This is a genomic window from Gracilibacillus boraciitolerans JCM 21714, from assembly GCF_000521485.1.
Classification (GTDB): domain Bacteria; phylum Bacillota; class Bacilli; order Bacillales; family Amphibacillaceae; genus Gracilibacillus; species Gracilibacillus boraciitolerans.
Genome location: NZ_BAVS01000027.1, coordinates 16,064 through 42,735, shown reverse-complemented (window position 1 = coordinate 42,735; position 26,672 = coordinate 16,064). Strand labels below are relative to the sequence as shown.

Sequence of the window (26,672 nt, the reverse complement as noted above, 5' to 3'; positions counted from 1 at the left end):
GGATTTGACTGTTTTAAAATTTTTTATGAATAATTCAGGTAGAAAACTCCTGTTTGTTTAGTACTAGTTTAGGTTTTTTAGGTTGGTCAAAATATTTAGTAACCTCAAAGCGAATTTGATCAGGTTTTACAAGACATAGACTTCTTCCGTTTGCATGCACTGTATTTTGAAATATTGTTCTATTATCTTCTTTACCTACAAGAAAATTAATTAATTCATAGTTGGAATATCTTCTCAAAAAAGTAATTTTACCATCTTTTACAACAATATCTTCAATATGGTTTTCATGTTGAAAGGAAGTAGGCTCATATCCTTGAAATTCTATAATATCGCCCGATCTCAGAAAGTCATTTTTATTTCCGAATCGTAAATCCGATTCCTCCCAAAAACGAGTAGTAAAACTGTTAGGAATTGGCCTCACCCATTGGCCATTTTCAGTTAAACCTGCAATACAATATTTGTCAAACGCCTTCGTGACAGCTGAAATTACTATTCTCATTTTAATGCCTCCTAATTAAAATTAACTAAGTATATTTTATCATATTTTGGAAACGTTATCCATGTATCTTTGTTATTTTTTTAATTATGATTTATAATAAAAACAAGAGGTGAATGAAATGAAAAAACCAACTGGTAAACTTTATACAAGTAATCCACAAGGTTTGCGTTATTTAAAAGAGGATGCTGAATTATTACAAATCACTAGAGCTGGAGCTGATTTACCAAATACTACTGTCGTTAAGGAACTATCACCATCTCCTTATCTATTTAAATTATTTGTGAATGAATGGAAAGGCAAACCAGCTGAACAATGGTGGGATAATTATAAAGAAAGGTTTAATGAAGAATTAAAAAATGAAACAAAACTTATAGGTTTAAGATATGTTTATAAAAAATTATTGGCGGGTAATAATGTCGTTCTGATTTGCTTTTGTAGTGATCATCGAATTTGTCATCGTAAATTAGTTGGGGGGGAGTTCTTTAAGACTTATGGGGGGGTAAAAGTTTTGGAGTTAAACCCAGTAAAACAAGATCAATTATCACTATTTTAAGAGGAGTATGAGTATGGCTAAAATTGTAACGATTGGGTTTGCACAAAAGTCACTGCAACATTTTTTAGAACTCTTAAGAAGTGAAAAAGTTACTTGCTTAATTGATACAAGACTGAATAATACATCGCAACTATCAGGTTTTGCGAAAAAAAAGGATTTAAAATTCATTCTTGAAGAGTTTATGAATATAAAATACATTCATCGTGTGGATATGGCACCAACAAAAGATATACTTAAAGATTTTAAAAACAATAAAATAACTTGGAACGAATATACCAAAAAATATTTAGCTTTACTAGAAGAACGTGAAATTAAAAATAATATCGATGACTTATTCACAACAAGTGATACCGTTTGTTTTTTATGTAGTGAACATAATCATACTCATTGTCATAGAAGTTTGTTATCTGAATATATAAAAGAAAACTTTGCTAATGTAGAAATTATTCATTTGCAATGATCTGTGTATGATGTCAGAAAAGGTGACAGACCCCCCCTAAAAAAGATAAATGTTCACGTATGTAGGACACATATTATCGAATGGTAATGGATTATAATAAACAACAAAAAATGTGAAGGAAATAACTTAAATTGTGTCGATTGCTTTATTGTAAAAGTTAAAATCGTTGAACTATTTGCTTTAACCATTTTTCTATCAGATTGAGATAGTTAAGTAGTTGTTGAAAGACTTCAAGAGCGAGTTCTTCATTATATGTGTGTACAGTTAAATTGCGATGATCTACGATTCTGAGGGGGGGCAAGAATTGTTTCGTCATCTGAAAATAAGCCTACTACATGGGATAATAATAGTTATTATAGAGTGCATTTTTAATTTTTTTCGAGATTAAATGAAAGTTATTCGGCAAAAATCTCGTGTTTTTGTAATTAAAATTTGTATATTTATGACCACTTCATGATAATATTAGATCCTCTAATTAGAATATTGGAGGTTACTTTTGTCATGAATTGGATTGATCCATACCTATTTTTTCTGACAGCGCTCGCACTATGTGTCGTTTTTGTTTCACTAGCCCTATTGAAACCACCAAGAAAATTGTCGAGAATATTGCTGGCCATTGCGGCAGGATTGTGTGGTATATTCATGTTCTTGACTGTACTAGAATTAGTAATAGATGACTTTGATTGGATGCTGCGATTACGTAATATGCAGCAGATTGCTATCATCCTTATATCAGTATTCCTGCTTGGTTATGCTCGTGAGTTATATCATGCAGCACCTGCCAAAACGATGAAATGGATAGGTATTCTTGGAACAGTATCAATAATTGATATTTTACTAGTTTATACGGATCCACTTCACGGACTGATGCGCTCAGATGTAGCTGTTGTCCAAGTATGGAATTTTACAGAAATCTCGATTCAGTCGACAGCCTTAAATTCTTTTCTAGGGGGGGTTTATCCTTTTGTGTTAACTTTAGTAACGATATTTCTTTTACTTCGGAATATGTTTGATGTACCAAAACAATATCGAGTAGTACATTGGCTATCAGCATGTGTTGTTTCATTACCTGTGCTCGCAGTAATTATCACGCCTATGTTAACCTTTGAAATTCCCGGAAAGATCGCTTTACCATTTAGTTCGATGGCGTTGTTATTAAATTATTGTGAACAACAAAAGAGATGTAAATACCGTTTGGCCAGTGTCTAGACAAGCAGTATTAGATCGCCTTGATGAGGGAATTGTACTAATCGACCCACTAGGGAAAATTGTTGAAGTTAATCATGTAAGCATCGAAATTTTTCATCGATTATTTCAAGTAGAAAATTATTTAGTTGAAGTAATCGATCAGCATGTAAACCAATTTTTCCGAGAGGTGCAGCCACTAATAGATGCAATAGAAAACAACCAAATGACAAAGTTATCCTATCATCGTGCAAATATGTATTATGACATCCATGTGACGAGACTCGGTAACCGTTTAGATGATTTGTTTCTTGTTGTCTGGAAAGACGTAACAGATAAGACGTTGTATGAGAAGCGATTACAGGAAATGGCTATAAAAGATCCGTTAACCAAATTATCTAATCGGCGAGCATTTATTGATAAATATAATAAACGCGATAAAGATGCCGAGTATACATTCCTTTTATTAGACATCGATTATTTTAAACATTTCAATGATCGTTATGGACATTTTATTGGTGATAAAGTACTTCAACAAGTAGCCGATTTAATTCGTCAACACTTCCCCCGAAAAAGATGCCGAAGTAACACGACTTGGTGGAGAAGAATTAGGCGTTTTTACTAAGAGCAGATAGTAAGGTAACGGTAAAACAAGTGAAAGCTTTTCAACAAGCGCTTAAAATCACAAGTAAAGAAATAGATGTATCCATAACAGAAGAATTAACAGTAAGTGTAGGAGTTATTCAAGTAAATGCAATTGCACCATTTGAAGAGATCTATCAGATAGCAGACAAAGCCATGTATCAAGCAAAGGACGCAGGAAGAGATGGTGTGAAAGTCTATCAAGGGACACAGTAACACGTTTTGCTATAGTGCATGTCACTAACTGGATTTTGTCGAATAGTATATTGGAATAAAATCGATCAATCGCGTTTTATTATTCTTTCTAAGATAGTTTCAGCAGTAATTCTAAAAAAAGATAATGTAGATACTGCTGACATTGGATAATTTAGATAAGCTTGATGATTTTATAGATCATTAAGGCAATTTGAATAAAATCCAAATTGCCTTTAATCTTGCTTTTACATGGATCCGCAATTTTGCAAGCGGCTTCCTATCAGTCAATTAATTCTGACATATCGTCATCCTCTGTGACGATAAATAGTTCATTTAATGCTCTTGTTGTGGCAACATAGAGTAATTTCCTATCCTCATGTGAATTTTTATACTGGTCCTTCGTAACATTTGTAACGATTACTGCTTCGAATTCAAGGCCTTTACTTAGATAGACTGGCAAAACAACAATTCCACCTTCATATCTATTATTGTGATCTAATAATAATTCCACTCCTACGTCGATTTCGTTGAGCTGACTATAAATAGATGCAGCTTCAGTTCGGCTTTTTGTTATAATACCAATGTTACTGCTACCCTTTTCCTGAATTTTGCTGATCGTTTTACTCAGGTCCGATCTCATTTGTTCCGTATTAGTGTATACGAAACAATGCTTGCTACCGCTTCTGCCAACAGGTTTTGATAATTTGTATAATCCATCACTGTATGGCTGAATAATCTTGTTGGCAAAATCCGTTATTTCATTTGTAGAACGATAACTAGTGCTAAGCTCTTGGTAGAGTAAGTTCTCATTAAACAATTGACTTAATTGATCCCAATTTGATATTCCTCTGTACTGGTGAATGCTTTGTCCTAAATCACCAACTAACAGCATGGAGCCTTTTTCTGTTACATCTTTTATTATTTCGATCTGAAATGGATTATAATCCTGAACCTCGTCAATAACTAAATACTGATACCGTTTTGTCGTATAAGATCTTTTTTTGTTTTTTTGTTTACGCTCAGGAACACCGTATTTCCCATGTAGTTTGGCGAAGATCGAGAATAAACCAGCAAGATCATCATACTCAATTTCTTTATCTGTATAAAAATATTTACTAGATTGTACGAAGAAATTTAGTGTATCATAATCTGCAAAACAATCTTTCGCATAAAATTTCAGTAACTTCTCATTTGAAATGAACTGAAAATAGATCTGATAAATATCGATATACTTCAACTGCTGTTGCTCAAATTGCTCGATACTAGCCTCGAATTTTTCTTTACACAGTTCTTCGTCTTCCTCATCGAATTTATGTCTTGTCAGCGAAGAACTAAATTGTTCCGCTAAACGCTGGATAATTTTCTGTTTCCGATTGTAGAAGAAAGTAGATTGATAAGCACGCTGAAACCAATCTTTTATTTCTGCACTTGGCACTTTGAAAGAAAAATCTTTATAACTGAAACTAAAATCGGGAACATTGCTAAAATAATTCATATAATCTGTCAAATAATGGCTGATTGCTTTTTTAAATAGCATGCTGCCCTTTATTTTGCATTTTTTTATTATTTCTGCCTTTTTCCCAGTGTCCATTTTCTCCATAATATTCAGATTTTCATTGTAATCAGCAAGGGAATAACCGTGACTTTCCGGGTCAATTCTTTCGATGATCCAATTATCCAATGTATTTTGTTCTGCATTTTCTACTCCTATATTTGGCAACACAGCTTCCACATAGTTTAAAAACAGTTTATTCGGTCCGAGAAAAAGAATTTGTTCGGGTTTGATTTCTTTATACTGATATAATAAAAAGGGAATGCGATGTAATGCAATCGTTGTTTTGCCACTGCCTGCCGACCCTTGTAGCAGGATTGGTCTATTCTTTGGTGTTCGCAAAATAGCATCCTGTTCAGCCTGTATCGTCTCGATAATCTCCCCCCCAAGCTGATGGCTGGATTGCTTCCCGAGTTTTTGATGCAGCACAGGGTCGTAATACCCGCTTTCTGTTACAGAAAGATCATAAATTTTGCCATTGTCAAATTGACGGATCAGTTCAACGTTTATCGTACCTAGTGTATGATGGTTTTGCTTACCTAATTTCTTTTGATAGAAGAGGGAGGCAGCAGGTGTTGTCCATGATATAATCAAATCATCATAACCACGCTCACCAATGTAAAAACTTTTGATTTGTTTTCCTTTTCTATAAATGACTCTTCCAAAATACGGCTTTGTGTATTGTCTCTCTAATTGATCAATTTGCTTATAGCGATGTTCTCTTAAAATAGCATTTGTATATTCATCTGCACCACCAAGGTCATTGCTTCTTAAATTTTCTTTTAATCTATTAATTTCTGCTCTTATTTGCATTCTTACTGAATCGAACAAATGCTTTTCGGATTCATGCGATCTGTCAATATCGCTTGCTGTTAAGGTATCATCAGCCATTTTTGTTTTACTGGCAACCTTTGTCTGGCTCTCTTTATTGATGATTGGACGTGTTGTTTTTTTCTTGATTGGTCGCCGTTCAGATTTTGGTTTCTTATATTCACTTACATCAACATCGTGTGCTTTTAGCAATTCTAATGACTTCTGATCATTTCTTGATTTGGCGTACATAAATGCTGTAACATTCAAAGTTGATTTAACATGTGGATTGGCTCCATGATCGAGTAATAATTTTACTACTTCATGAAATGGTCCTTTTTTGATGCTTTTTAGTGCATATATTAATGGAGTTTCGAGATATCTGTTACATACATTCGGATTCGCACCAGAAGTTAACAGTTCCCTCACTCGTTCTACATCATTATTTTCTGCTGCAATCATCAAAGGAGTACTTTGATTAACGAATTCAAGATTGAAAGATGCTGCCAGTTCTTGTGCTTTTTTAAGTTTTTCCTCTGTTTTTTTTCTTTCTTTTTCTCGCTTTTCCAACTCGATTAATTTTGCTTTTTGCTGTTCTTTTAATTGTTGCTCTTGTTCAAGCTTTTTCTCTTTTATACTTTCATTCTTTATTTGTTCTTTCCGCTCTAGTTCCGCTTTGACTCGTCTCGAAGTTTGTTCTTCCAGACGTTTTTGAGCAAGTAATCGTTCATTAGTTTCTATTTCTGCCTCTCTTGATTGTGGTTGCTTGTTCTTGTTCAGATTAGCTCGATCCTTGTCATACGCGCTTATTTTCTCCTGCCTTAATTGTGAACGGTACATTTTATCCACTTCTTGATGTTGCTTTTGCTCTTTTTTCTGTTTATTTTTTAATTGTTCTAACCTTTTATGTACTTCTTTTTCTAATCTTGTTTCAACTTCTTGTTCTACTCGTTTATCAATTTCCTTTTCTATACTGTCATCAAACTGTTTGATCGTTCTGGTGTGCTTTTTTGCATTTTTTTAGCTAATTTGCTCTTAAGATTGTTTATAAATGACTGAAACATACCTTCATTTCCTTTTCTGTATTGTGTTATAGTGAACTGTGCCTGATGTTATTCGGAATCAATTATGGCTACCTTATCATTATAAGATAGTTTTAATAGTTCGAATAGACCTAGATTGATTTTTGAGGAAAAGTGTCAGACCCTCAAAAAGACAACTGTTCACTTGCGGAAAACTTTCGGTAAAATTGAACGTGGTAACTGATTATGATAACCATTTTTAGTAATTGGATAATTGGATAATTGGATCAGCTCTGATGGAAGGTAAAAATATGCTATGTTGGTTTAAGCACCACAAAAAATATGAGAAGGAAATTTCTCATATTGTCTCTACTGTTTATTAGTAATACTAGCACGAATTTGACAAGCATATATGGTTAATAAAAATATGTTTTAATTTAAACGTAGAAGAATTGACTAAACTTTTTAGATGTTAACATCGCTTTTCTATCTGCTTTAACCATTTTCCTATCAAGTCGAGATAGTTAGTTGCAGAAAGATTTCGATAGAAAGTTCTTCATTTAGTCTTTCCATATTACACCTTCTTTCTTAACCTTTTCTTGAATGACTTGACTTGCATTTGATAAATTGACGATATCTACACGATATGGAAGGTAAGACTCTTCTATACGTTCACTTAATTCAAGCCAACACTGCTCCGAGAGTTGTTTTTTCGATTCTATGGCTATATCAATATCAGATGTCCGCTTTTCTTCATTGCGTGTCCAAGAACCAAATAAATATACGTTACAAGTCTTTCCTTTCAACTGATCAGTAATAATGTGCCTTAAATATGTAAGTACTTCATCTCGATCAGATGATGGTAAGTTTGATTGCTGTGCGAAGTTATTTTTCATAATGAGCACTCCTCATATAACTATATGTACTTATATTTTAACAATATTATTATGTCAAAGCCATCCGCAAAGGATCAGTCCCTCTTTAGTACACAATTATAAAAATATTCAAGTGGCAAAATAATTATTTAAAAAACCCTTTACAACTACCTCGAAATTCTATATAGTGGAGTTACCTAATAATTCTAGGTAGGTGAGGAAATGTTTGATCGTGAACTAGTAAAAGGAAGCACATCGCTGCTTGTCCTGCAGTTATTAATCGAACGTGACATGTATGGTTATGAACTTGTGAAGGAAATGGATCGTCGCAGTGAGCATCATTTTCAATTAAAAGAAGGTACGTTATATCCTGCGCTTCATAAGCTTGAAAAGCAAGAATTCATTGAATGCTATTGGCAAAATCAAGAAAAGGGTCCTGCTCGGAAATATTATCGTATTACTGTAGAAGGTCAAAACATACTGGAAACAAAGACAAAAGAATGGCATCGTTATGTACAAGTAATGAATAATCTTATTGGGAGAAGTGAATCGTGACTTCAGGCGATAAACGGTTTGTCCAAGAGCTTGATCATGCTCTTGGAAAACATCCTGAAAAGCAGCAAATCATCGCAGAGTATCATTCACATGTTTATGAACTTCTGCAGGAAGACGATATGAAACCAGACTATGAGGAAATTGTGAAAAAGTTAGGAACACCAGAAGAAATTGCAGCGGTCTGGAAAGATGAGGCTACTGTTACACCGAAAAAGATGCAGTTGTTGTTTGTTGTATTAAATGTTGTCATGTTTCTGGGCGGAATCTTTCTTACCATTATGTATAATGTGTACCAGGTGGAATGGATTGAAGTTTTGTGGAAATGGCTTACAGCTGTACCTTCTATCCTTATTACCGTGTATATGGCATTTTGGGGCTTACTCGGATATGAGATTGGCAAAGAGTTTGGTGGTGCCGGATTGAAAATACTTTGCAGGACCTTTATCTATGCAGTGATACCAAATCTTGTATTCATGTATGTAATTGTATTCAAACTGATACCACATCAATGGTTTCAGCCGCTTTTAAATGGGCCATTTATAGTGGCATGTATTTTATTAACAATCGTATTGTATCCAATCAGCTGGATAGGGTATCGCTGGGGGAAGGAAAGCTTCTGTTTAGCACCTTGCCCTCAACTATTAAAAATGCAATATTTTTTGCATATATACATAGAATAACTATGTATATAGAATAACTAAATGGTGGTGAAATAAGTGAAGCAACGTCAAAAGAGTTTCCTGTTTTTATTTGTATGTTTAGGGCTTGGTATATTGGCAGAACTTAGTTTTTTTCATGGTGTAATCGGAATATCCTATGTTCTGTTTATTGCAGCTTTCTATGCGATCCTTTTTTCCCGGTTAGGAATTAAGTTCTCCCATCGCCGAATTGGATTATTACTAATGATCATGATCTGGGTTTTAGCAGCATCGTATCTGTTTTATGATAATGAGGTATTTTACGAATTAAATATGTTAGTGATACCTGTATTGGTTTTCACTCATATTGTGTTAATCACAACTCCTAATAACATCGATTGGATTTCAGTTCTTTTCGTGAAGCAATGGACTCAGAAGTTCACACAAACGTTTGGATATGGAAAAAGGTGGGTCAAATTTGTTTTAAAAAGAACCATATTTAGACGGATGAGTAAAGCTGCTACACAGACATTAAAACGAATTGTGATTGGATTATTGCTTGGCGGACCATTGCTGATCGTAATTGTCGGACTATTGATATCTGCAGATGCTAACTTCGGTAATGTAGTCATGGAAGTTCCTAAGTTTATTTTGGGGGGGCTGAATTTCTTAGAAGGGCTATTTCGAGTGATTGCTGTCATATTCTTAACCCTGTTGTTCTTCTCTGCATTTCAAACACTAAGAAAACGGTATGTGATACCACTTGGCAGACCAACTAATGATTATAAGCAGGTGAGTTGGGATGGGGGGGTGATTGCCGGGACCATCTTAGTGCTATTAAACAGTATCTATTTATTATTTGCAGTCATTCAATTTAAGTATTTCTTCGGGGGGGAAGCCATTCAAGGAGATTTAACGTATGCGGAGTATGCACGCAGAGGGTTTTTTGAGCTTGTAATAGTAACGGTCATTAACTGGTCATTATTGTTAATTTGTCTGAAGCTCGTCAATGTGAAAAGAAAGTCTGGCAGTTTTTTTATGAAAATCATGTATTCCCTGTTAATTGTTACGAGCGGGGGGGTGATGCTAACTTCGGCATATATGAGGCTGAGCATGTATGAGAATGCGTATGGATTTACGATGGATCGAATATTTGCTCATACATTTATGATCTTTCTTATTGTCATCTTTGCTTATACGTTTATCCGTGTTTGGTTAGAGCGCATTTCTATTTCGCATTTCTATCTCATTATAGGGCTAATTTTCTACACGACTTTAAATGCAATCAACCTGGAGGAAATAATTGTCGAGAATAATCTGGAACGTTATCAAGAAACAGGAAAAATCGATATTCATTATTTAGATTCACTATCTTATTCAGGGATTGATGGATTAATCACATTATATGAAATGGAAGCCGATTATCCAGAGTTAAGAAGTCTCCTGCAGGATCGTAAACAAATGATTGATAATCTTGATGTGGATACTTGGCAATCATTCAATTTCAAGAAACAGCAGGTAGTGGAAAGACTCAAGGAACTTGAAATGAAGTAAGGGGGGGGAGCCATATGAATACAATTCCAAAGCATGTTGCCATTATTATGGATGGAAATGGTCGATGGGGGGGAAAGCTTCATGGCAGAAGCCGGAGTGAAGGTCATTATGCAGGTTCCAAAACGATGGAAGAACTGATTGATGTAAGTGTAGGAATAGGAATAGAGGTTTTGACGCTTTATGCATTTTCTACTGAGAATTGGAAGAGGCCCAAAGAAGAAGTGAATTACTTAATGAGCTTACCCGTTAAATTCTTTAATCAAAAGCTGCCGGAGTTTATGAAACGGAATATTAAAATTCTTATCTCTGGAGATATTGAGAATCTACCAAAAGGAACAAGGAATGTCTTAGTCAAGGCAATAGAGGAAACCAGTGATAACACAGGCTTATTGTCAACTTTGCGATGAATTATAGCGGCAGAAGTGAAATGGTTCAAGCAGCTGCTCATATTATTCAAGATGTAAAGGAAAACAAAATTTCGATAGACCAATTAGATGAAAAAACATTAGAAAACTATTTGTATACACGGACTTTACCAGACCCAGACATTGTGATACGAACTGGTGGAGAAAAGCGTATAAGCAATTTCTTAATGTGGCAATCTTCTATGTCTGAATTATGCTTTGTTGATGAATTATTCCCTGATTTTAAAAAACCATTATTTATAAAAGCTTTAAAAGGTGTCTATCATCGAAAGCAAGCTTTAAACATATAGAGACAATGCTTGTATTTTGGAGTGCAACATGGGGGGGACGGAGCAGCTGTTTCAGTTTCAGCCGTTTAATTTTCATCAAGCTGACGTGTCCGTCTCTTTTTGGATTTCAATAGTTTTTCTCTCATAGATAGAGGAACAATGGTTTTATATATCTACTTTTATAATTGAATCTGGTTCCAATACGTCATGACTTTTCTTATTTTGTATCAAAGTCTTGAATAAAACGATGGATGTCAAAGTTTTTCATTATTGTGTCATGGAGATTCTCCTCTCTGAATGAATGGATCAGACCCCCCCTCAAAAAGATAAATGATCACGTGTGGAGGACATTTTATCTATTACGGTGACATAGGTAGCTATTGTTTCATTTGATGTTCATTATTTTTTTATTCTGTTGGTTTTGTCGAGTAAAGAGGTGAGATTTAGTTTGATATGCCTATTTATTTTTATTGTGATAGCATAACAGATTTGTAACTACATAATATGGTGGACAGGTTGATCATCTCCTTTTAGGTGTGAAGTGGTTGGGTAAATACATATGAAGCTATAAATTCAGTTGCTCAATTTTGTATTGTTGGTATCTTGATTTTAAGCAGACTTTAGTTATATTAGCGTATCTTTCTAATTGTTCTAACTGAAAATTATTATATTTTTATTATCCATCAATATAATAATTAGTTACTAAATCTTGCAAAACCACTTGCTGAATTTCGCTTTAATATTAAACTTCTCTAATCTTTATCTGATATAAATATTATATTGTCTTAAATGGAAACTTCTACTTTTATAACCTACATTATAAATTAATCAAGAAATATAAAATTTCAGCGGTTTAAAATCTTACTTATAAACGACAGGTGAAAACTATGCTTAATATAAACAATTCAGGCTTTCTATATAACCAAATAAAAAGAACAAACAACCAAATGCATAAAGCAATGAGCAACCTAAGTTCAGGTAAACGAATTAATACAGCAGCTGATGACGCAGCAGGCATATCTATCAGCTAACGGATGCGTGCACAAATTCGTGGACTTGCGCAAGCTTCGGAAAATGTGCAAGATGCTAGCTCACTTGTCCAGGTCGCTGAGGGTGGTATGAAGGAAATAAATGATATCCTTCAGCGCATTCGTGAATTATCTGTTCAGGCTTCGAATGATACACTTACAAACAAAGATCGTGTATTTGTGCAAGAGGAAATAGATGAGATGAAGAAATCGATAGGCAGTATTGTTCACAATACTGAATTTAATACGCATAAGGTGTTAAGCAATCGAAAGTTCGATGAATTCATAAAAGAAAGAAGACATGCATCAAATACTGTGGAAATGATGAATACAAGAAATTATAGCTATGTTAATATCTCCCAAAATATCGAGAGGACGAATCAGTTAGATTATAAAAGCGAATCTGTCATAAGTTCAAGTATATCCTCTGTACCTAATAGTAGTACTAGTTTGGCACATTTGGAAAAAGGTACAACGGTAATGGATTATCAGCCTAGATATAGTCTTGATAATGATTCGATTATATTTCGTTCAAGTAGAGACGGAAGTGCCTATGTTGTACCCATAGATGGTAGTCAAGAACCACAAGTGAATACTAGTGAGACAACCTCAGCGATAAGAATAACTTCTAGTGATGGGCTTGCGAAATTAGACAATCAAAATACAAGTTTATATCTCTATACAAGAGATTCCACTAGTGATAATTGGGGGGGATCACCTATTAAATCCTATTCTTATAATTACTATCAGGACTCAACCAATGGTTATACTTTCTCACCAAATACAGATAGTGACGGAAATACATCGTTTGTTTATTCTGATACTAATGGAAATGTCCAAAAGGTGAACATTAATACAAAAACTAAACAAGAAATTTCAAGTGTAAATCTAATAACAAATAACGATATTGAGAATCTTCCACTAAATAATAATGTGATTAACTTAAGAAATACACCAGACCTATACCATATGAATACACCCCAAGCTTCATTAATAGTCGAAAAAGTAACAGATTTAGGAGTTAATGAGCTACACTATTGGGATCAATCAGGAGATGAGCCTGCAGATCGAAATGAAGATGGTGTTTATGTAAATGAAACAACTAATAAGATTGAACTGTATGGTAGCTGGAGACCTGCAAATGACGAGACTGTCCGTGTAGAGTATTTAACGGATTATACCAAAGATGCGGCATATAACAGGTATGTTGCAAGTGGTATTGATACTTATAACTTAGAAGATGAGGATCTATTTAAAGAGCGCTCCCTACGAGTATATGTTGGCGGGAATGAGATTGAATACAGTAATACAGATGGCTATACATATGATCAGAACTCCGGATATATTTCGATCCATGGTATTGCTCGCCAGATAAACCATCAAACCAGGAAGTAGTAGTGGAATATCTCAGAGATCAGTCTGGGTCTAATACCAGTGATACTGTTTATGGTATAGCACTGGATGACTATCCGGAAATTTATAATTTAGATGGTGGAAATACATCATCCGTTAAGGTTTATCGAAATGGGACAGATGAAATAGATCATTCGGATATAAATGGTTATCAATATAATGATGCAACAAACACGATCGAACTGTTCGAAACAGCGAGGCCAGATGTGTCGGATACATATACCGTAAAATTTGTAGAGGAATCAGCGACCATTAATAATCAGGATGGAGTAGTGGAAGTAAAACTTTCTAATATACCTGAAGTATATAGTGATGATAACTCAACAGAACCAATAACTTTTGAAGTTTTAGTAGAGGGACAAGCCATTAACTATGACGATACAAAACAGAATGGATATTTTTATAATCAATCCAACAATACAATTGAAATTTATGGTGATGCACGTCCGTCCGCTGAAAGTTCTTTAAGTACTAGCGTAGGGGGGGTTAATTATGTGGTTGAAGCAAATGCTTCTACCATTGGTAATGATAGCTACGATATACCCGTCATCCCAGCACCACTAGATTATGGGGGGGTGGAAGAGGAAACAGAACCACGGGCAATGCGAGTGTATTACAAAGGTGCTGAAGTTCCATTTCATGATACAGAAGGGTTTACCTTTAACCCTTCAACAAATAGAATATCTTTACATGGCAGTTATCGACCAACAGCAGCTGATGATGCTAGAGATATCGAGATTTATTCCGTCACGGCATCCACGTTAAAAAGAACGTTACCAGAAAATCATGCTGTTCATGAAGTGAGATTAAATGGACAGCCAATACCATTAGCAGATGATAACGATGGGAATGGCTATGTTATCAATAATAATACTGTTGAACTAGTTGGTGATGCGAGACCGAATATTAATAGTTTGAGTTCTTCAGTAGACTTAGAGGTGTTGCATCATGAATCTACTGATATGATACTAAATAATAATGGGATTGCTCTAGATATATTAGAACAAGCAGAAAGTAGTGAAACACCGATACTAGCATCAGAAATTGATCCTTCAACAATCTCAGTAAGTCTTAATGGAAATCAAGTTAATCCTAATAAATTTTCGCTTCGTTACAATGTATTACGGTTCTCTGATGATATTAATTTAGTATCAGGTAATAATCAATTTGAAGTGGATTTTGATTTGAAACATGCAACAGGGTATAAAGAGAATGATTATACCTTCCAAGTTGGGGGGGCACTTTCCGGACAAAACTATACAATTGATATTGAATCATTCGATAATTTATTGCTTGATTTAAGCAGAGTGTCGGTTACTTCTCGTGAAAAAGCAAATCGTAGCATCGAATTGTCAGATGAATTATTACGATTTGTTACGAATGAGCGAAGTAAAATGGGTTCGGTACAAAATCGTTTAGAAGCTATGAGTAATAACTTAACTGTTTTTGAAGAAAACACAGCAGCCTCAAACAGTAGAATTGAAGATGCGGATATAGCGAAACATGTAATGGAACAGGCCAAGTATAATATTCTAAATCAAGTACAACAATCAATGCTAATGCATAAACGGGAAACAGATCAGAATATTGTTAATATTTTACTTTGATGGCTATAATTTCCTTTTAAAAAACCAAAAACATACTTTAAAACTAGATCAAACGAACCGATATATAAATAAAAAGAGAATTTTTGTCTTTATAAACAGAGGGTGAGAAAATGCGTATTAATTCCAATATACCTGCCTTAAATGCATTTCGACAACTTGGTATTAATCAACAAGCACAAAAAAATGCAATGACAAAATTGTCGTCAGGTTTACGTATTAATAAAGCAGCAGATGATGCAGCAGGCTTAGCAATTTCCGAAAAAATGCATGCTCAAATTAAAGGTTTAAATCAAGCATCACGCAATGCTCAAGATGGTATTTCATTAATTCAAACCGCAGAAGGTGGATTAAATGAAACACATTCGATTCTTCACCGTATGCGTGAGTTATCGGTTCAGGCAGCCAATGATACATACGTTATCGAAGATCGCCAAGAAATTCAAAAAGAAATTAATCAATTAACAGAAGAAGTAGATCGTATCGCAAATACCACTGAATTTAATACACAGAAGTTATTAAATAGAGGTGCTGTTGCTGGAGCTGGAGAAGCTATCAATGAAACCTTTAATAATATTATAACTGGTATCAATGACAATGGCTGGTTATCCGTCCCGGAAGATATGATTACAAACTATTTTGGATTATCAGGACAAAATCATAATTTATCTGTAGAGTTTACAGAGGATCCAGGTGATAATACCTTGGCTTATGTGCAATCATCTACAGGAACTACTGATCAAAAATTAGTTATTAATGTTGGAAAATTAGCTCCTAGTGAAGGGGGTGGACGGGGGAAAACACCGAAACCTTCATGTTAACAGACCGCGTGCTAGCACATGAAATGGTACATGCGGTTATGAACTCTGATTTTGGGGGCAAACAAAACACATGAAATGCAAAAATGGTTTAAAGAAGGATCAGCGGAACTATTACAAGGGGCTGATGAACGATTAAAAGGTGTGATCTATGATGGTTCTGGAGGTATTGATGATACTGATTTAGGTGACTTAGTATCACGTGCTACCGATTTATTAAATGGAGCAGCATGGAATGGAGATAGCTATGATTATGCTGCTTCTTATGTGATCATGAAATTTGCTGATTATCGTGCAGATAATAATACATCTGATATAAAAAACATAATGTCAGATGTTAAATCAGGAGTTGGCAGCAGTGCTGGAGATATAGCTGTTGAAAATGCTATTGCGAATCAAACCGGTCATACGGGTAACTTTGCTGCATTTGTATCAGAGTTTAGTACCGGTGCTGCAAATTATGTTAAGTCTCAAATGAACTTAGATATGACACAAACTGCTGAAAATGATGTTGGTTCGATTGCAGGTATTGATCATGGAGGTAGTGCTTTAAATTCCGCAGATGTTATTAATAATGCAAGTGCAACAACCGTGTCTAACAATTTTAATATAACCATTGAACAAAACACTATAAGTTCTAATTTACAAATCGCAAGCTTTACCTTTCAAATTGGAGCAAAGCAAGGTCAAAGTGTGACATTAGAAATGGAAGATATGCGATCTTCTGCCCTAGGAATTGCTGGTGGCGATCCGTGCTTCAGAACTAACGGATAGTGCAATCGACGTAACATCAGCAGAGAATGCAAATGATGCGATCGCTAAGTATGATGCAGCGATAGAGAAGGTTTCATCCTTCCGTTCTAAACTAGGTGCGATGCAGAATAGGCTGGAGCATACCATAGCAAACTTAGATAACTCTTCAGAAAATTTATCTGCTGCTGAATCACGGATCGTGATGTCGACATGGCGAAAGAGATGATGGAAATGACAAGAACAAATATTTTATCCCAGGCATCCCAATCGATTCTCGCACAAGCAAATCAGCAACCACAGGCAATTCTACAGTTATTAGGGTAATTTTCAGGATTCTGACTAGGTTCAGAATCCTTTGCTTTTATAAATGCGCCTATTCTATAATTAGAAAAGAAAGGTAGGTGAAACAATGGCATTTAGACCTATTCCAAAACAACCTACAGCCGACAAAACAGAACTACTAAATTCATTTAGTAAAACTGCTAAGTGGGTTTTAGTTGAACAACATGGTATCCTGCATCAGGAAGCTGACAAACGCTTACAGGAATTTACAAGTACTGATTATAGTGACTTATATCAATTGTTTCTTGAGAAATACGATGACTCGACAACTTTTTATGTCACAAAGTCGTTAAAATTATCCTATACAAGCAATCAAGATAAGGGATTAACTGACAAAGACAAGCAACAGTTTTTTCGTGATTTAGAATTATTTAATAGGCACTACTGAAGGGGGGCATATCAAGACACTTATCCGTGTATGAAGGACAAATTATGGTTTTCATGTGGTAAAAGGCTTCTGTAAGTGCTCTATCTGTCTTTCGATCGATAGTTTCATGGGGGCCAAATCACTCAAAAACACAGATTTTCACGTCTGGTGGATATTTTATCAAACACTCAGACGAAGCTATTGTTTCTTTTTACGTTTAATATTCTCTAAGCTTGGATGCTGTCCAATAAATAGGAGAACATTTCATGAAGTTGAGATATTTGAGCAACCTCACCGTATTCTTTTCATATGTATAATATACGAATTAATCGTTAATCCTATCTAATGTTCATTCTAAAATAGATTTACTTATTTAGATTGATTTGATTATGTGGAAAAGTTATACTCTAATGGAGAGGAGGATTCACAAATGTTAATTGAATTTGGTGTTGAAAATCTTTTGTCATATAAAGATCGTCAAATTTTTAAGATGGATTCTGATTTTAGAAGAGCAAAAATCTTCAATGACAACGTATTGTATAAGATCCCAGTAGATAAAAAGAACCGTTATGTACTTAATACAGCAGCTGTTTATGGTTCAAATGCGGGAGGGAAAACGAATTTAATTGCATCGATGAGATACTTGCATGAAATAGTGAAATCATCGAATGATTTAAATTCAATTGCTCCTTTTCAATTTACAAACGAAAGGAAGCCTATTTCTTTCCATATCAAATTTTTAAAGCGATATAACGAGGATAACTATCTTTTTAAATATGTATTAGATATTTTTGATGGAAAGGTATTGAAAGAACAGTTGTCGTATCAGCTAGTTAGAAAGACAACATTATCTGATATACAAATTATATTTAAGAGAGAAAATGATCAGATTCATGAATATGCACCTGGCTTAGAGGAACTTGTTAAAGATATGAATAAACATAACAATGAAACAAGAGCTATATTAACCGTGCTTTATCAAGACATTAATAAAACACACTATCAAAATATAGTAGATACATTAGCTTACCAATTATTAAAAGTAGCCTACGAATTTATATCGTACGATCTTGCTTTTGGAAGAGAATCCGTTGACGAATCATACTTAGTTAAAAAGTTGCAAGAATATCCGGAATTAAAAGAAAAATTAATTGATGCGCTATATGATATAGATATAACAATTTCTGATCTTGAGTTTGAAGATGTTACAGATTTGTTAATAGATGATATCATGAATGATACCCAATTACCAAAAGATTTAAAAAAAAGGTTCATTGAGACTAGAAAGTCAAACAGAGTTTATAATATTAAAACAATTAGGGAACTAGAGGATAGCAATTTTGATTTGGAATTTGGTTCAGAGTCTTTAGGTACAATAAAATTTATATTTGATTTTATTCAATTAATGGATTGTATAGAGAATAACCGTGTTATATAATTGACGAAATAGAAAATCACTATCATCCTTTAATACAACGTTACATTCTTCAATTATTCTTACAACAAGGAAAAGGGCATACTTCTCAATTGATATTCACTACACATAATACTGATTTTCTCGAATCCAAATTATTTGCTAAGGAACAAATATGGTTGATTGATAAGGATCGTCATTCACTTGCTTCTGAAGTTTATCGCTTGTCAGATTTTGATGAAGTAACGTATGAAAATCATAATTGGCGAAATATTTATCGGGAAGGGAGAATAGGTGCTATACCTAAGGTGATTTATTAATGCAAAGATTACATCCAAAATTTCACTTATATATTGAAGCAAATCAACATCAACAAAACAGTGAACAACGGTATTTTAGTGAACTGAACCGTCAATTTAAGCATATAAATATAGATCCTAATTTATCATTAACTGACTTGAAAAAGAAAGCCAAAATATCAAAAAAGAAGAAATATCATGATCAATATAAGGTAGATCATTTTGCTGCTATTATTGATGGTGATATTGATTATAACAACTATGAAAAAAGTGTAGAGGCAAGAATAAAAGAAATTTCAAAAATATGTCATGATACCGACATATCTATTTACTTATCCAACCGCCATTGGGAGAATTGGATTGTCTTACATTATCAATCTTTTCAAAAATTTACTGATAATAACACAATGCTTCCTATACCAGATTATGAGAAGACGAAGAAATGGTATAGGAAGCATATGAATTCTTTATTTAAAAATATGGATAAAGCAATGAAGAATAGTAAAAAGTTAAGACAGATACAATACTTGAATAATAATTATAATTACACTGATATAAACCATATGCCTTCATTCCAAAATAAAAATGATATAAAAAAGATACTTGAATTGAATCCAATTACATACATTGATATATTAATAGACAAAATGATAGATATGGAGAGAAGCTTTAAAATCTAGTATTCTATTAATTTAGCTATGGAGACGGAGCTATTGTTTCTTTTGATATAAAAAACTTCTCATTTAATTATAATTTGAATTATATAGTCAACGATTAATCATATTCTTAAACCTTGTGGGAAGTTTAAGAAGGAATAGTTTGTAACCTGCAATCAATAAAATCAATTAAGCTATTTTAGAAGTTAACATCGCTTTTCTATCTGCTTTAACCATTTTTCTATAAAATCGAGATACGCTGGTAGTTGCTGAAAGATTTCAAGAGAAAGTTCTTCATTATAAGTGTGTACAGTCAAATTGCGATTATCTACCATTTTTAAGGCAAGAATTGTTTCGTCATCTGAAAGTAATCCTACTTCTCGACAACAACGGATTACACCCTTTGGTGAACCTAGATCTAGACCTTCGATATCATATAAGTATTGTTTTGCAGCCTTCCAGCTAGCTTCAAAAGTGAATTCAAACCGTTGAATCGCTGCATCTCGCACAATGTCATTCACTTCATGATAATGGATAATTTCACGAAAAGCTGATAATGCTTTGGTAGCCATTTCGATTCTTTCCTTTAATCTTTCCATAGTATACCTTCTTTCATAACCTTTTCTTTAATGGCTTCGCTTGTGTTTGATAAATTGATGATATCAACGCGGTATGGGAGGTAAGACTCTTCTATACGTTCACTTATTTCTACCCAGCATTTCTCAGACAGTATATTTTTCGAATCGATCGCTATATCAATATCGGATGTCCGCTTTTCTTCATTACGTGCCCAAGAGCCAAATAAATATACGTTACAAGCATTTTCTTTTAACTCGTCTTTAATGATGTGCTTTAAATATGCAAGTATATCGTTACGATCAGATGATGCTAAGTTTGGTTGTTGTACAGAGTTATTTTTCATAAGGAACACACCTCTAATAACTTATTGTAAGTACTTATATTTTAACATCACTAATACGTCAAAGCCAGCCGAAATGCGAGTAAGAGGGATCAGACATGCAACATGGGGGACGGAGCTACTGTTTCAATTCTTGTCGTTTTCTTTAAGAGTAAGTTCCAGGCATTTTTCGATTTTCGTTTGCAACATAATTTGTATTTTAATTGGAATCTTTTACATTGGTCTTGTTCAAAAAGTAATCATAGGAAAGATAACAAGTGGAATGAAGATGCACCTGTTCCTGATTATACGAAAGATAAGAAACTATCCCACAATATCGCTCATGACACATCCTGCCAATTTATTTGATAGATTAACGTGCCTAAATAACCAATTCATGAGTTTAGGCTCCGTGTTAAATTCTTCAACCATAACTTTGCCTTCAATAAATAATATTGCCAGTTCAGCCTCTAAGTTAATATGAATGTTTTCTTGATTAATTTCCATTTTGGTAATCGAGCTCTCATAACGTTCCATATCTGTTTTTGCATATTCAAACCAGTTTAATATAAAATCGTTTTCAATAATGGCAACTAATTTCTTATAAAAGTCCTCGATATTTTCCTTAAAGACCTCCTTCTTTAATGATCCATTTACTTCTGTATCCTTAAAACTAATTGTATATTCCTTGATATCGAGCCTGTCATTCAATAGATTTATCCATTCATCACGGCTTAATGATTGATGAGATCTTGCAGAAAAATTTTTAGCGACGCCCAACGTATAAAATGTTCCCATTGCTTTTCCTCCCTTATAAAATTGAATTATATCCATTAATGAACTATTTCCTATTTCTTCTATTTATTATAGATTATAAACAGCATTATTCAAAGAAATTTAAACAGTTTTTGAAGACTGAAGGTGCCTGTCATCACCTAGATTACATCTTGAATTCGGGTTGCGTATTTGGTGCAATGGGACACTAGTGTAATGTATTTTGAAAAAACCAAAGATCGTTAGAAATGCCCAATTAAAATGGCAAATCATCTGATTCTATATCAAATGGTTCTGTACTTTTCTTTGGTTTATTCTTGTTGTTGTGGTTATTATCTATCATTGTACCAAATTTTTCTTCATAAAGATCCCTAACCCACTGCTTCACAGGTGCTTTCCATTGTTGATTTTTTGATGGAATGTTTTTTGTTAAACTTTTCGGTGTCATTCCCAATTCTTTTGCCATTTGTATATCTGCCTGATTTAGTCGACAGCGTTTTTTAGCATCTGTCCAATCAGCATTAGTATATTTTTTACCCATGTTTAAACCCCTTTTAATATTAAATCAGTTTCGCCATTGATAGTTATATTAACATGGAATAAACCGTTCCGTCATCAAGAGGCCCATGAATATGTACTCATTCTTGACATGTTTGCTTCCGTTAATCATTATGTATCTTTAAAAACTTTTTGGAGATAGAGGTGCACCATTTATCATTAACTAGAAATTTGAAATAGGATAAGTGTAACCTGAATCTTTACAAGAAATCTATCAACACATCCAAAAAAACTGGAGAATTTCCTGATTATATTCTATAAGCGAAACATGGGGACGGAGCTAATGTTTCATTTTTCTAAAGCTTAAGTTTTACTCCCTTTACAATTTTTTTTGGTTTTATCGTATAGATAGAGGTATATTAGTGTGAATTGACTGATTATTTTGAATAAAAAAATAGTATAATTGAATGGTAACTACAGAACATTGCGGACAGTTGGCCATCTTTCTTTTGGAATTACAGCTCCGACTAGAATTATACTTATAGTACTTTATTCAATCATATTTTTTTAGTCAACGATTAATACATTATTTAAAAAGAAGTGATTATTATTTCAAGACAAATAAGTTTCAGTATCATTGGCGGAAATAGCTTTCGAGCTCAATATTATTTTCGGATAGCAAAAGCCCTTCCAGAACAGTTTCAGATTAAAGGAGCAGTAATACGCGACGAAATAGCAGCGAATGAGATAGAGAAAAAGTGGGGGGGTGTAAAAACCTATCGGACACTATCTTATCTTTTAGATAAGGAAACACCAGATTTTGTTGTTGTCTCTGTTATTCCCGAAGTATGTTCACAGTATTTGATTCAATTGGCTGAGTTACAGATGCCCGCATTAGCTGAAACTCCACCAGCCAAAGATTTAGAAGGATTGCACCTGCTTCATGAAAAGCTAACCATGAAAGATTCAAAAATACAGGTGGCTGAACAATATCAATTTCATCCGATGCAGCAGGCTAGAGCATCCTTTATTGATTCTGGTCGTTTAGGCAATATTTCAGAAGCGACCGTTTCGATATCCCATTTTTATCATAGCGTCAGTTTATTAAGAAAAATGCTAAAGGTTGGTTTTGGAGAAGTAGAAATTCGTGGTAAAAGGTTTTATACGGAAATTGTTTCAGGACCGAGCCGAGCGGGTTATCCAACCGAAGATAAAATTGAAACTGTTTCACGTGATTTGGCATGGCTTGATTTTGGCGATAAGCTAGGTATTTATGATTTTACAACGAATCAGCATCGTTCATGGGTTCGCACTAATCATTTGTCGGTAAGAGGTGTACGAGGTGAAATATCTGATAATCGTATCAATATACAAGAAAACGATTTAACTCCGTTACATATGGATTTAAAACGGGTTAATAAAGGGGGAATATGAAAATCAGGAAGGTTACTTTTTGTATGGAATACTTGCAGGAGAAAAATGGGTTTATCAAAATCCGTTTATTCCAGCACGTCTATACGATGATGAAATCGCGATAGCACACTGCTTATCTAAAATGGTAGAATATATAGAAGGAGGACCAAGTTTTTATAGTTTAGCTGAAGCCTCCCAAGACCATTACCTAGGAATGAAAATGCAAGAAGCCATTACAACCGGTGAAACAATTACAACCGTGCAACAACCTGGGCCAAAGGGTGAAACATGGGAGACGGAGCAACTTTTTCTTTTTTTGTGGTTTGACGAGGAGATAGCTAATATTTATAAACATTAGCTACCAACATAAAAAATATAACATAATCGAACATTTGTTCTTGAAAGCGTAATCATGTTGATGTATAATAAGAGTACCAAATAAAAGCGAGGTGCTGTTATGACCACTATTGTTTCAAGTGTTGGTTTAAAAGGAATGGAAGGTTATCCGGTGCAAGTGGAAGTACAAACAATGCCAGGTACGTATGGGGGGGTTAAAATTATAGGCTTGCCTAGTTCAGCAGTCAAAGAATCAAAAGATCGAGTGTTGGCGGCATTGTATGCTAATAAGTGTCCATTAGCACACCAGAAAGTAATTGTTCAATTGTCACCTGAAGAAGAACGTAAAAATAGTCCGTTATTTGATTTAGCAATGGCGATAGCGATTATGAAAGAAAATGGAGTTTTAAAAGCAGAAATACCAAAAGATGCGGCATTTATCGGAGTTTTGTCGTTAGATGGCACGATTCAATCTTTGGATGCAATGCTACCGGCGATCATGGCAGTGAAAAAGCTAGGTTTTACTAAAGTTTTTCTACCACCATTTCCACAGCGTGATCTTATTTATTTTAAAGGATTAGAAATATGCTATGTCACTTCACTAAGAGAAATGCAGGATGTATTATCAGGTCAACTCAGCATGAGCTCTACATTATCTTCGAAACATACTTCTTCCATAAATACATTCAGTGACCCCCCCACCTATGACAATGACTTTCAACATATTTTAGGACATCAAAAGGCAAAACGAGCATTGGAAATTGCAGCAGCAGGCGGACATCATGTTTTAATGATTGGACCGCCTGGCTGTGGGAAAAGTTTACTGGCAGAAACATTCCCATCGATATTCCCGACATTAGAGTTAGAGGATCAATTAGAAGTACAAAGTATGTATCTGTTAAGTGATATTAAGCGCTCAGATACACGTATTGCACCATTCGAAATCCTCATCATTCTGCATCTGCCATATCATTAATAGGTGGTGGAACGTATCCAAAACCTGGTGAGATCTCATTAGCGCATAGAGGGATTTTATTTTTAGATGAAATTGTCGAATTTTCAAAAAAGACATTAGATATGCTCAGGCAACCAATGGAAACAGGGAAGGTGACCATCAGTCGAACGGCGTCAACTGTCACATACCCCCCCACTTCCTTTCTATTAATGGCAGCTATGAATTCTTGTCCATGTGGTCATTTAGATTCTAGAACCCAATATTGCACATGCACACCAAAACAAGTACAAGCCTATCAAAATCGATTATCAGGTCCCATTTTGGATCGCTTTGATATTGTACTCCGTTTACGACCGGAACTAATCGATAAACAGAATAAGAAAAAGTTAGAAACCTCTCAAACAATTCGCAAACGAGTGGCCCAGGCAAGAACACGCCAGGTAATACGAAATAACGGCATTGTTAATGCTTTGTTACCAAATGAAGACTTTTTTAAGCATATCCATCTAAATTCAAAACAAGAAGTAATGGTGCAAGAATGGGTACGGCAGTATCAGTGGAGTACAAGAGTTCAAATGAAGGTATTGCGTTTGGCAAGAACGATAGCTGATTTAGAAGGTAGTCAGCAGATTTCCGATCAATCATTATGGGAGGCAATGACAATGAAACGTACTAAGCTAGAGACAACAAAGCAAAGGGTGGTCCAATGAATAATGCTATATTAGAAGTTTGTGAAGACACGAAACAATATATTTCTCATGATCAGTTGTTTAAACAACTGATCGGCAAGTTTTTTTCTGAATTTATTGAATTATTTTTTCCGGAAGTCCATAAGCAATTAGATTATTCTCAAATGAAACCATTATCTGAGGAGTTATTTACTGACTTAATGAAAGGAGAAAATCGCAGAGCAGACATCGTCGTCGAAGCAACATTAAAAGGAAAAGAAACGCTTATCATTATTCATGTAGAACCTCAGAGTTATCATCAAGATAATTTTCCTCAACGTATGTATCAATACTTCAGTCTGTTGTATAATAGATATAGAAAACCAATCTTACCAATTGCGCTATTTACCTATGATCAAATTAAAGATGAACCCAATCAATTTACGATTCAATTTCCCTTCTTCGATGTACTAACCTTTTCTTTTTTGAAAGTGGAATTAAAAAAACAGAATTGGCGAGCGTATCTCAAATCTAACAATCCAGTAGCTGCTGCCTTATTAAGTAGAATGGGATATCTTGAATCGGAAAAAACTGAAGTAAAAAGAGAATTCTTAAGAATGCTGTTAACACTGAATACAACCCCTGCCGAGTTAGAATTAGTGAATGGTTTTTTTGAATCCTATTTAAAATTAAACGAACAAGAGGAGGAGAGATTGATGAAAGAAATGCAAGAAAAGGAATTTACCGAAGAAGAAAGAGAATTTATCAGTAGACTGCCAAATTCCTGGAGAGATAAGGGACTTCGGCAAGGTAGAGAAGAAGGTTTGAAAATAGGCATGAAAGAAGGGAAAAAAGAAGGAATAAAAGAAGGCATAGAAGAAGGGATAATAAAAGGTGAAACGAAGGCATTAGCAAAAACTACTATTCGATTAATCACAAAATTTGTTGCCCCAGTATCAGAAGATTTAGTTGAAACTATTCAGAAACAAGACATCCAAACATTAGAAAGACTTATCGATCATATAGATGAATTTAAGTCAATTGGCCAGGTGAAGGAATATTTGAAGTAAAAAGCTATGGAACTTTCCAGAGCTCTTCTTTTTTTTAGCTAAGTTGTATCAGTGAAATAAGGAGGGACGGAGCTCCTGTCTCATTTTAATTACAAAGTATACTATTTGAATTCAAAAGAAATGATATCGTTT

24 protein-coding genes and 7 pseudogenes are annotated in these 26,672 nt (G+C 34.3%); 23 read left to right on the top strand and 8 right to left on the bottom strand.

Going from position 1 to position 26,672, the window contains the following annotated elements; all coding sequences use genetic code 11:
- Positions 1-34: 34 nt before the first annotated feature.
- Positions 35-499 carry a dual OB domain-containing protein gene (locus JCM21714_RS13970; RefSeq protein ID WP_035725252.1) on the bottom strand — a complete coding sequence of 155 codons (465 nt, stop codon included), beginning with the start codon at positions 497-499 and terminating at the stop codon, positions 35-37.
- 118 nt (positions 500-617) lie between these two features.
- On the opposite strand from JCM21714_RS13970, the gene JCM21714_RS13965 reads away from it, so the two are divergent.
- Positions 618-1,052: a DUF488 family protein, N3 subclade gene (locus JCM21714_RS13965; RefSeq protein ID WP_035725250.1), complete on the top strand. Its 435-nt coding sequence runs from the start codon at positions 618-620 to the stop codon at positions 1,050-1,052.
- Between the two features lie 13 nt (positions 1,053-1,065).
- Positions 1,066-1,512 (top strand): DUF488 domain-containing protein, encoded by a 447-nt coding sequence (locus tag JCM21714_RS13960; protein WP_035725248.1) that lies wholly within the window; start codon positions 1,066-1,068, stop codon positions 1,510-1,512.
- A 157-nt stretch (positions 1,513-1,669) separates the two neighbouring features.
- On the opposite strand, the gene JCM21714_RS19910 is transcribed toward JCM21714_RS13960, so the two are convergent.
- Positions 1,670-1,828 (bottom strand): nucleotidyltransferase substrate binding protein, encoded by a 159-nt coding sequence (locus JCM21714_RS19910; protein ID WP_148295050.1) that lies wholly within the window; start codon positions 1,826-1,828, stop codon positions 1,670-1,672.
- Between the two features lie 185 nt (positions 1,829-2,013).
- Between JCM21714_RS19910 and JCM21714_RS13955 the strand changes: the two genes are divergently transcribed.
- The 3 genes and pseudogenes from JCM21714_RS13955 to JCM21714_RS23170 form a co-directional block, all read left to right on the top strand.
- Positions 2,014-2,721: a histidine kinase N-terminal 7TM domain-containing protein gene (locus JCM21714_RS13955; protein WP_035725245.1), complete on the top strand. Its 708-nt coding sequence runs from the start codon at positions 2,014-2,016 to the stop codon at positions 2,719-2,721.
- The gene (locus JCM21714_RS23175) at positions 2,714-3,322 is read left to right on the top strand and encodes a GGDEF domain-containing protein (protein ID WP_035725243.1); all 609 of its coding nucleotides are present in this window, start codon (positions 2,714-2,716) and stop codon (positions 3,320-3,322) included. Before JCM21714_RS13955 ends, JCM21714_RS23175 begins: the two co-directional genes overlap by 8 nt.
- A gap of 26 nt (positions 3,323-3,348) precedes the next feature.
- A pseudogene (locus JCM21714_RS23170) lies at positions 3,349-3,555 on the top strand (diguanylate cyclase domain-containing protein); the annotation flags it as partial.
- Positions 3,556-3,814: 259 nt separating this feature from the next.
- Here JCM21714_RS23170 and JCM21714_RS13940 read toward each other — a convergent pair.
- The gene (locus JCM21714_RS13940) at positions 3,815-6,736 is read right to left on the bottom strand and encodes a UvrD-helicase domain-containing protein (protein ID WP_035725237.1); all 2,922 of its coding nucleotides are present in this window, start codon (positions 6,734-6,736) and stop codon (positions 3,815-3,817) included.
- 742 nt (positions 6,737-7,478) lie between these two features.
- Positions 7,479-7,814: a nucleotidyltransferase family protein gene (locus JCM21714_RS13935; protein WP_052000738.1), complete on the bottom strand. Its 336-nt coding sequence runs from the start codon at positions 7,812-7,814 to the stop codon at positions 7,479-7,481.
- 201 nt (positions 7,815-8,015) lie between these two features.
- Between JCM21714_RS13935 and JCM21714_RS13930 the strand changes: the two genes are divergently transcribed.
- The 13 genes and pseudogenes from JCM21714_RS13930 (at position 8,016) to JCM21714_RS13875 (ending at position 19,952) form a co-directional block, all read left to right on the top strand.
- Positions 8,016-8,348 carry a PadR family transcriptional regulator gene (locus JCM21714_RS13930; protein WP_035725234.1) on the top strand — a complete coding sequence of 111 codons (333 nt, stop codon included), beginning with the start codon at positions 8,016-8,018 and terminating at the stop codon, positions 8,346-8,348.
- Positions 8,345-9,028 (top strand): HAAS signaling domain-containing protein, encoded by a 684-nt coding sequence (locus JCM21714_RS13925; protein ID WP_200868457.1) that lies wholly within the window; start codon positions 8,345-8,347, stop codon positions 9,026-9,028. The genes JCM21714_RS13930 and JCM21714_RS13925 overlap by 4 nt, the downstream gene beginning before the upstream one ends.
- Before the next feature lie 36 nt (positions 9,029-9,064).
- Entirely contained in the window at positions 9,065-10,540 is a 1,476-nt protein-coding gene (locus tag JCM21714_RS13920) for a DUF4153 domain-containing protein (protein WP_035725231.1), read from the top strand.
- Positions 10,541-10,554: 14 nt separating this feature from the next.
- Positions 10,555-11,255 (top strand): annotated as a pseudogene (uppS, locus tag JCM21714_RS19465) (polyprenyl diphosphate synthase).
- 866 nt (positions 11,256-12,121) lie between these two features.
- Positions 12,122-13,657, top strand: a pseudogene (locus tag JCM21714_RS18680) (flagellin N-terminal helical domain-containing protein).
- Between the two features lie 2 nt (positions 13,658-13,659).
- Positions 13,660-15,282, top strand: a complete 1,623-nt coding sequence (locus tag JCM21714_RS18675; protein WP_052000731.1) for a flagellin — start codon at positions 13,660-13,662, stop codon at positions 15,280-15,282.
- A gap of 110 nt (positions 15,283-15,392) precedes the next feature.
- Positions 15,393-15,803: pseudogene (locus JCM21714_RS21960) on the top strand (flagellin N-terminal helical domain-containing protein); the annotation flags it as partial.
- Positions 15,804-16,763: 960 nt separating this feature from the next.
- Positions 16,764-17,174 (top strand): annotated as a pseudogene (locus JCM21714_RS24835) (flagellin); the annotation flags it as partial.
- An 85-nt stretch (positions 17,175-17,259) separates the two neighbouring features.
- The gene (locus tag JCM21714_RS13890) at positions 17,260-17,580 is read left to right on the top strand and encodes a hypothetical protein (RefSeq protein ID WP_035725229.1); all 321 of its coding nucleotides are present in this window, start codon (positions 17,260-17,262) and stop codon (positions 17,578-17,580) included.
- A gap of 409 nt (positions 17,581-17,989) precedes the next feature.
- The gene (locus tag JCM21714_RS13885) at positions 17,990-18,997 is read left to right on the top strand and encodes an AAA family ATPase (protein ID WP_035725227.1); all 1,008 of its coding nucleotides are present in this window, start codon (positions 17,990-17,992) and stop codon (positions 18,995-18,997) included.
- Positions 18,994-19,059 (top strand): annotated as a pseudogene (locus JCM21714_RS24350) (hypothetical protein); the annotation flags it as partial. The gene JCM21714_RS13885 and the pseudogene JCM21714_RS24350, both read left to right, overlap by 4 nt.
- Positions 19,060-19,152: 93 nt before the next feature.
- Positions 19,153-19,293: a hypothetical protein gene (locus JCM21714_RS21950; protein WP_235182885.1), complete on the top strand. Its 141-nt coding sequence runs from the start codon at positions 19,153-19,155 to the stop codon at positions 19,291-19,293.
- A complete protein-coding gene (locus JCM21714_RS13875) occupies positions 19,293-19,952 on the top strand; it encodes an RloB domain-containing protein (RefSeq protein ID WP_035725221.1) in 660 nt (219 codons plus the stop codon). Before JCM21714_RS21950 ends, JCM21714_RS13875 begins: the two co-directional genes overlap by 1 nt.
- 182 nt (positions 19,953-20,134) lie before the next feature.
- On the opposite strand, the gene JCM21714_RS13870 is transcribed toward JCM21714_RS13875, so the two are convergent.
- The 4 genes from JCM21714_RS13870 to JCM21714_RS13855 form a co-directional block, all read right to left on the bottom strand.
- Entirely contained in the window at positions 20,135-20,527 is a 393-nt protein-coding gene (locus JCM21714_RS13870; RefSeq protein WP_035725218.1) for an HI0074 family nucleotidyltransferase substrate-binding subunit, read from the bottom strand.
- Positions 20,515-20,850 carry a nucleotidyltransferase family protein gene (locus tag JCM21714_RS13865; RefSeq protein WP_052000724.1) on the bottom strand — a complete coding sequence of 112 codons (336 nt, stop codon included), beginning with the start codon at positions 20,848-20,850 and terminating at the stop codon, positions 20,515-20,517. The genes JCM21714_RS13870 and JCM21714_RS13865 overlap by 13 nt, the downstream gene beginning before the upstream one ends.
- Before the next feature lie 300 nt (positions 20,851-21,150).
- The gene (locus tag JCM21714_RS13860) at positions 21,151-21,624 is read right to left on the bottom strand and encodes a hypothetical protein (protein ID WP_035725216.1); all 474 of its coding nucleotides are present in this window, start codon (positions 21,622-21,624) and stop codon (positions 21,151-21,153) included.
- Positions 21,625-21,856: 232 nt separating this feature from the next.
- Complete coding sequence (locus JCM21714_RS13855) at positions 21,857-22,141, bottom strand: hypothetical protein (protein ID WP_052000723.1); 285 nt, start codon at positions 22,139-22,141, stop codon at positions 21,857-21,859.
- 557 nt (positions 22,142-22,698) lie between these two features.
- Here JCM21714_RS13855 and JCM21714_RS13850 point away from each other — a divergent pair.
- The 5 genes and pseudogenes from JCM21714_RS13850 (at position 22,699) to JCM21714_RS13840 (ending at position 26,540) form a co-directional block, all read left to right on the top strand.
- Positions 22,699-23,532, top strand: a complete 834-nt coding sequence (locus JCM21714_RS13850) for a Gfo/Idh/MocA family oxidoreductase (RefSeq protein WP_235182884.1) — start codon at positions 22,699-22,701, stop codon at positions 23,530-23,532.
- Between the two features lie 19 nt (positions 23,533-23,551).
- Positions 23,552-23,869 carry a hypothetical protein gene (locus JCM21714_RS21945; RefSeq protein ID WP_235182883.1) on the top strand — a complete coding sequence of 106 codons (318 nt, stop codon included), beginning with the start codon at positions 23,552-23,554 and terminating at the stop codon, positions 23,867-23,869.
- A 99-nt stretch (positions 23,870-23,968) separates the two neighbouring features.
- A pseudogene (locus JCM21714_RS13845) lies at positions 23,969-25,162 on the top strand (YifB family Mg chelatase-like AAA ATPase); the annotation flags it as partial.
- Positions 25,163-25,218: 56 nt separating this feature from the next.
- Entirely contained in the window at positions 25,219-25,512 is a 294-nt protein-coding gene (locus JCM21714_RS24345) for a magnesium chelatase subunit ChlI family protein (protein WP_369403601.1), read from the top strand.
- Positions 25,509-26,540, top strand: coding sequence for an RpnC/YadD family protein (locus JCM21714_RS13840; RefSeq protein WP_035725214.1), 1,032 nt, complete (start codon positions 25,509-25,511; stop codon positions 26,538-26,540). The genes JCM21714_RS24345 and JCM21714_RS13840 overlap by 4 nt, the downstream gene beginning before the upstream one ends.
- Positions 26,541-26,672 lie beyond the last annotated feature (132 nt).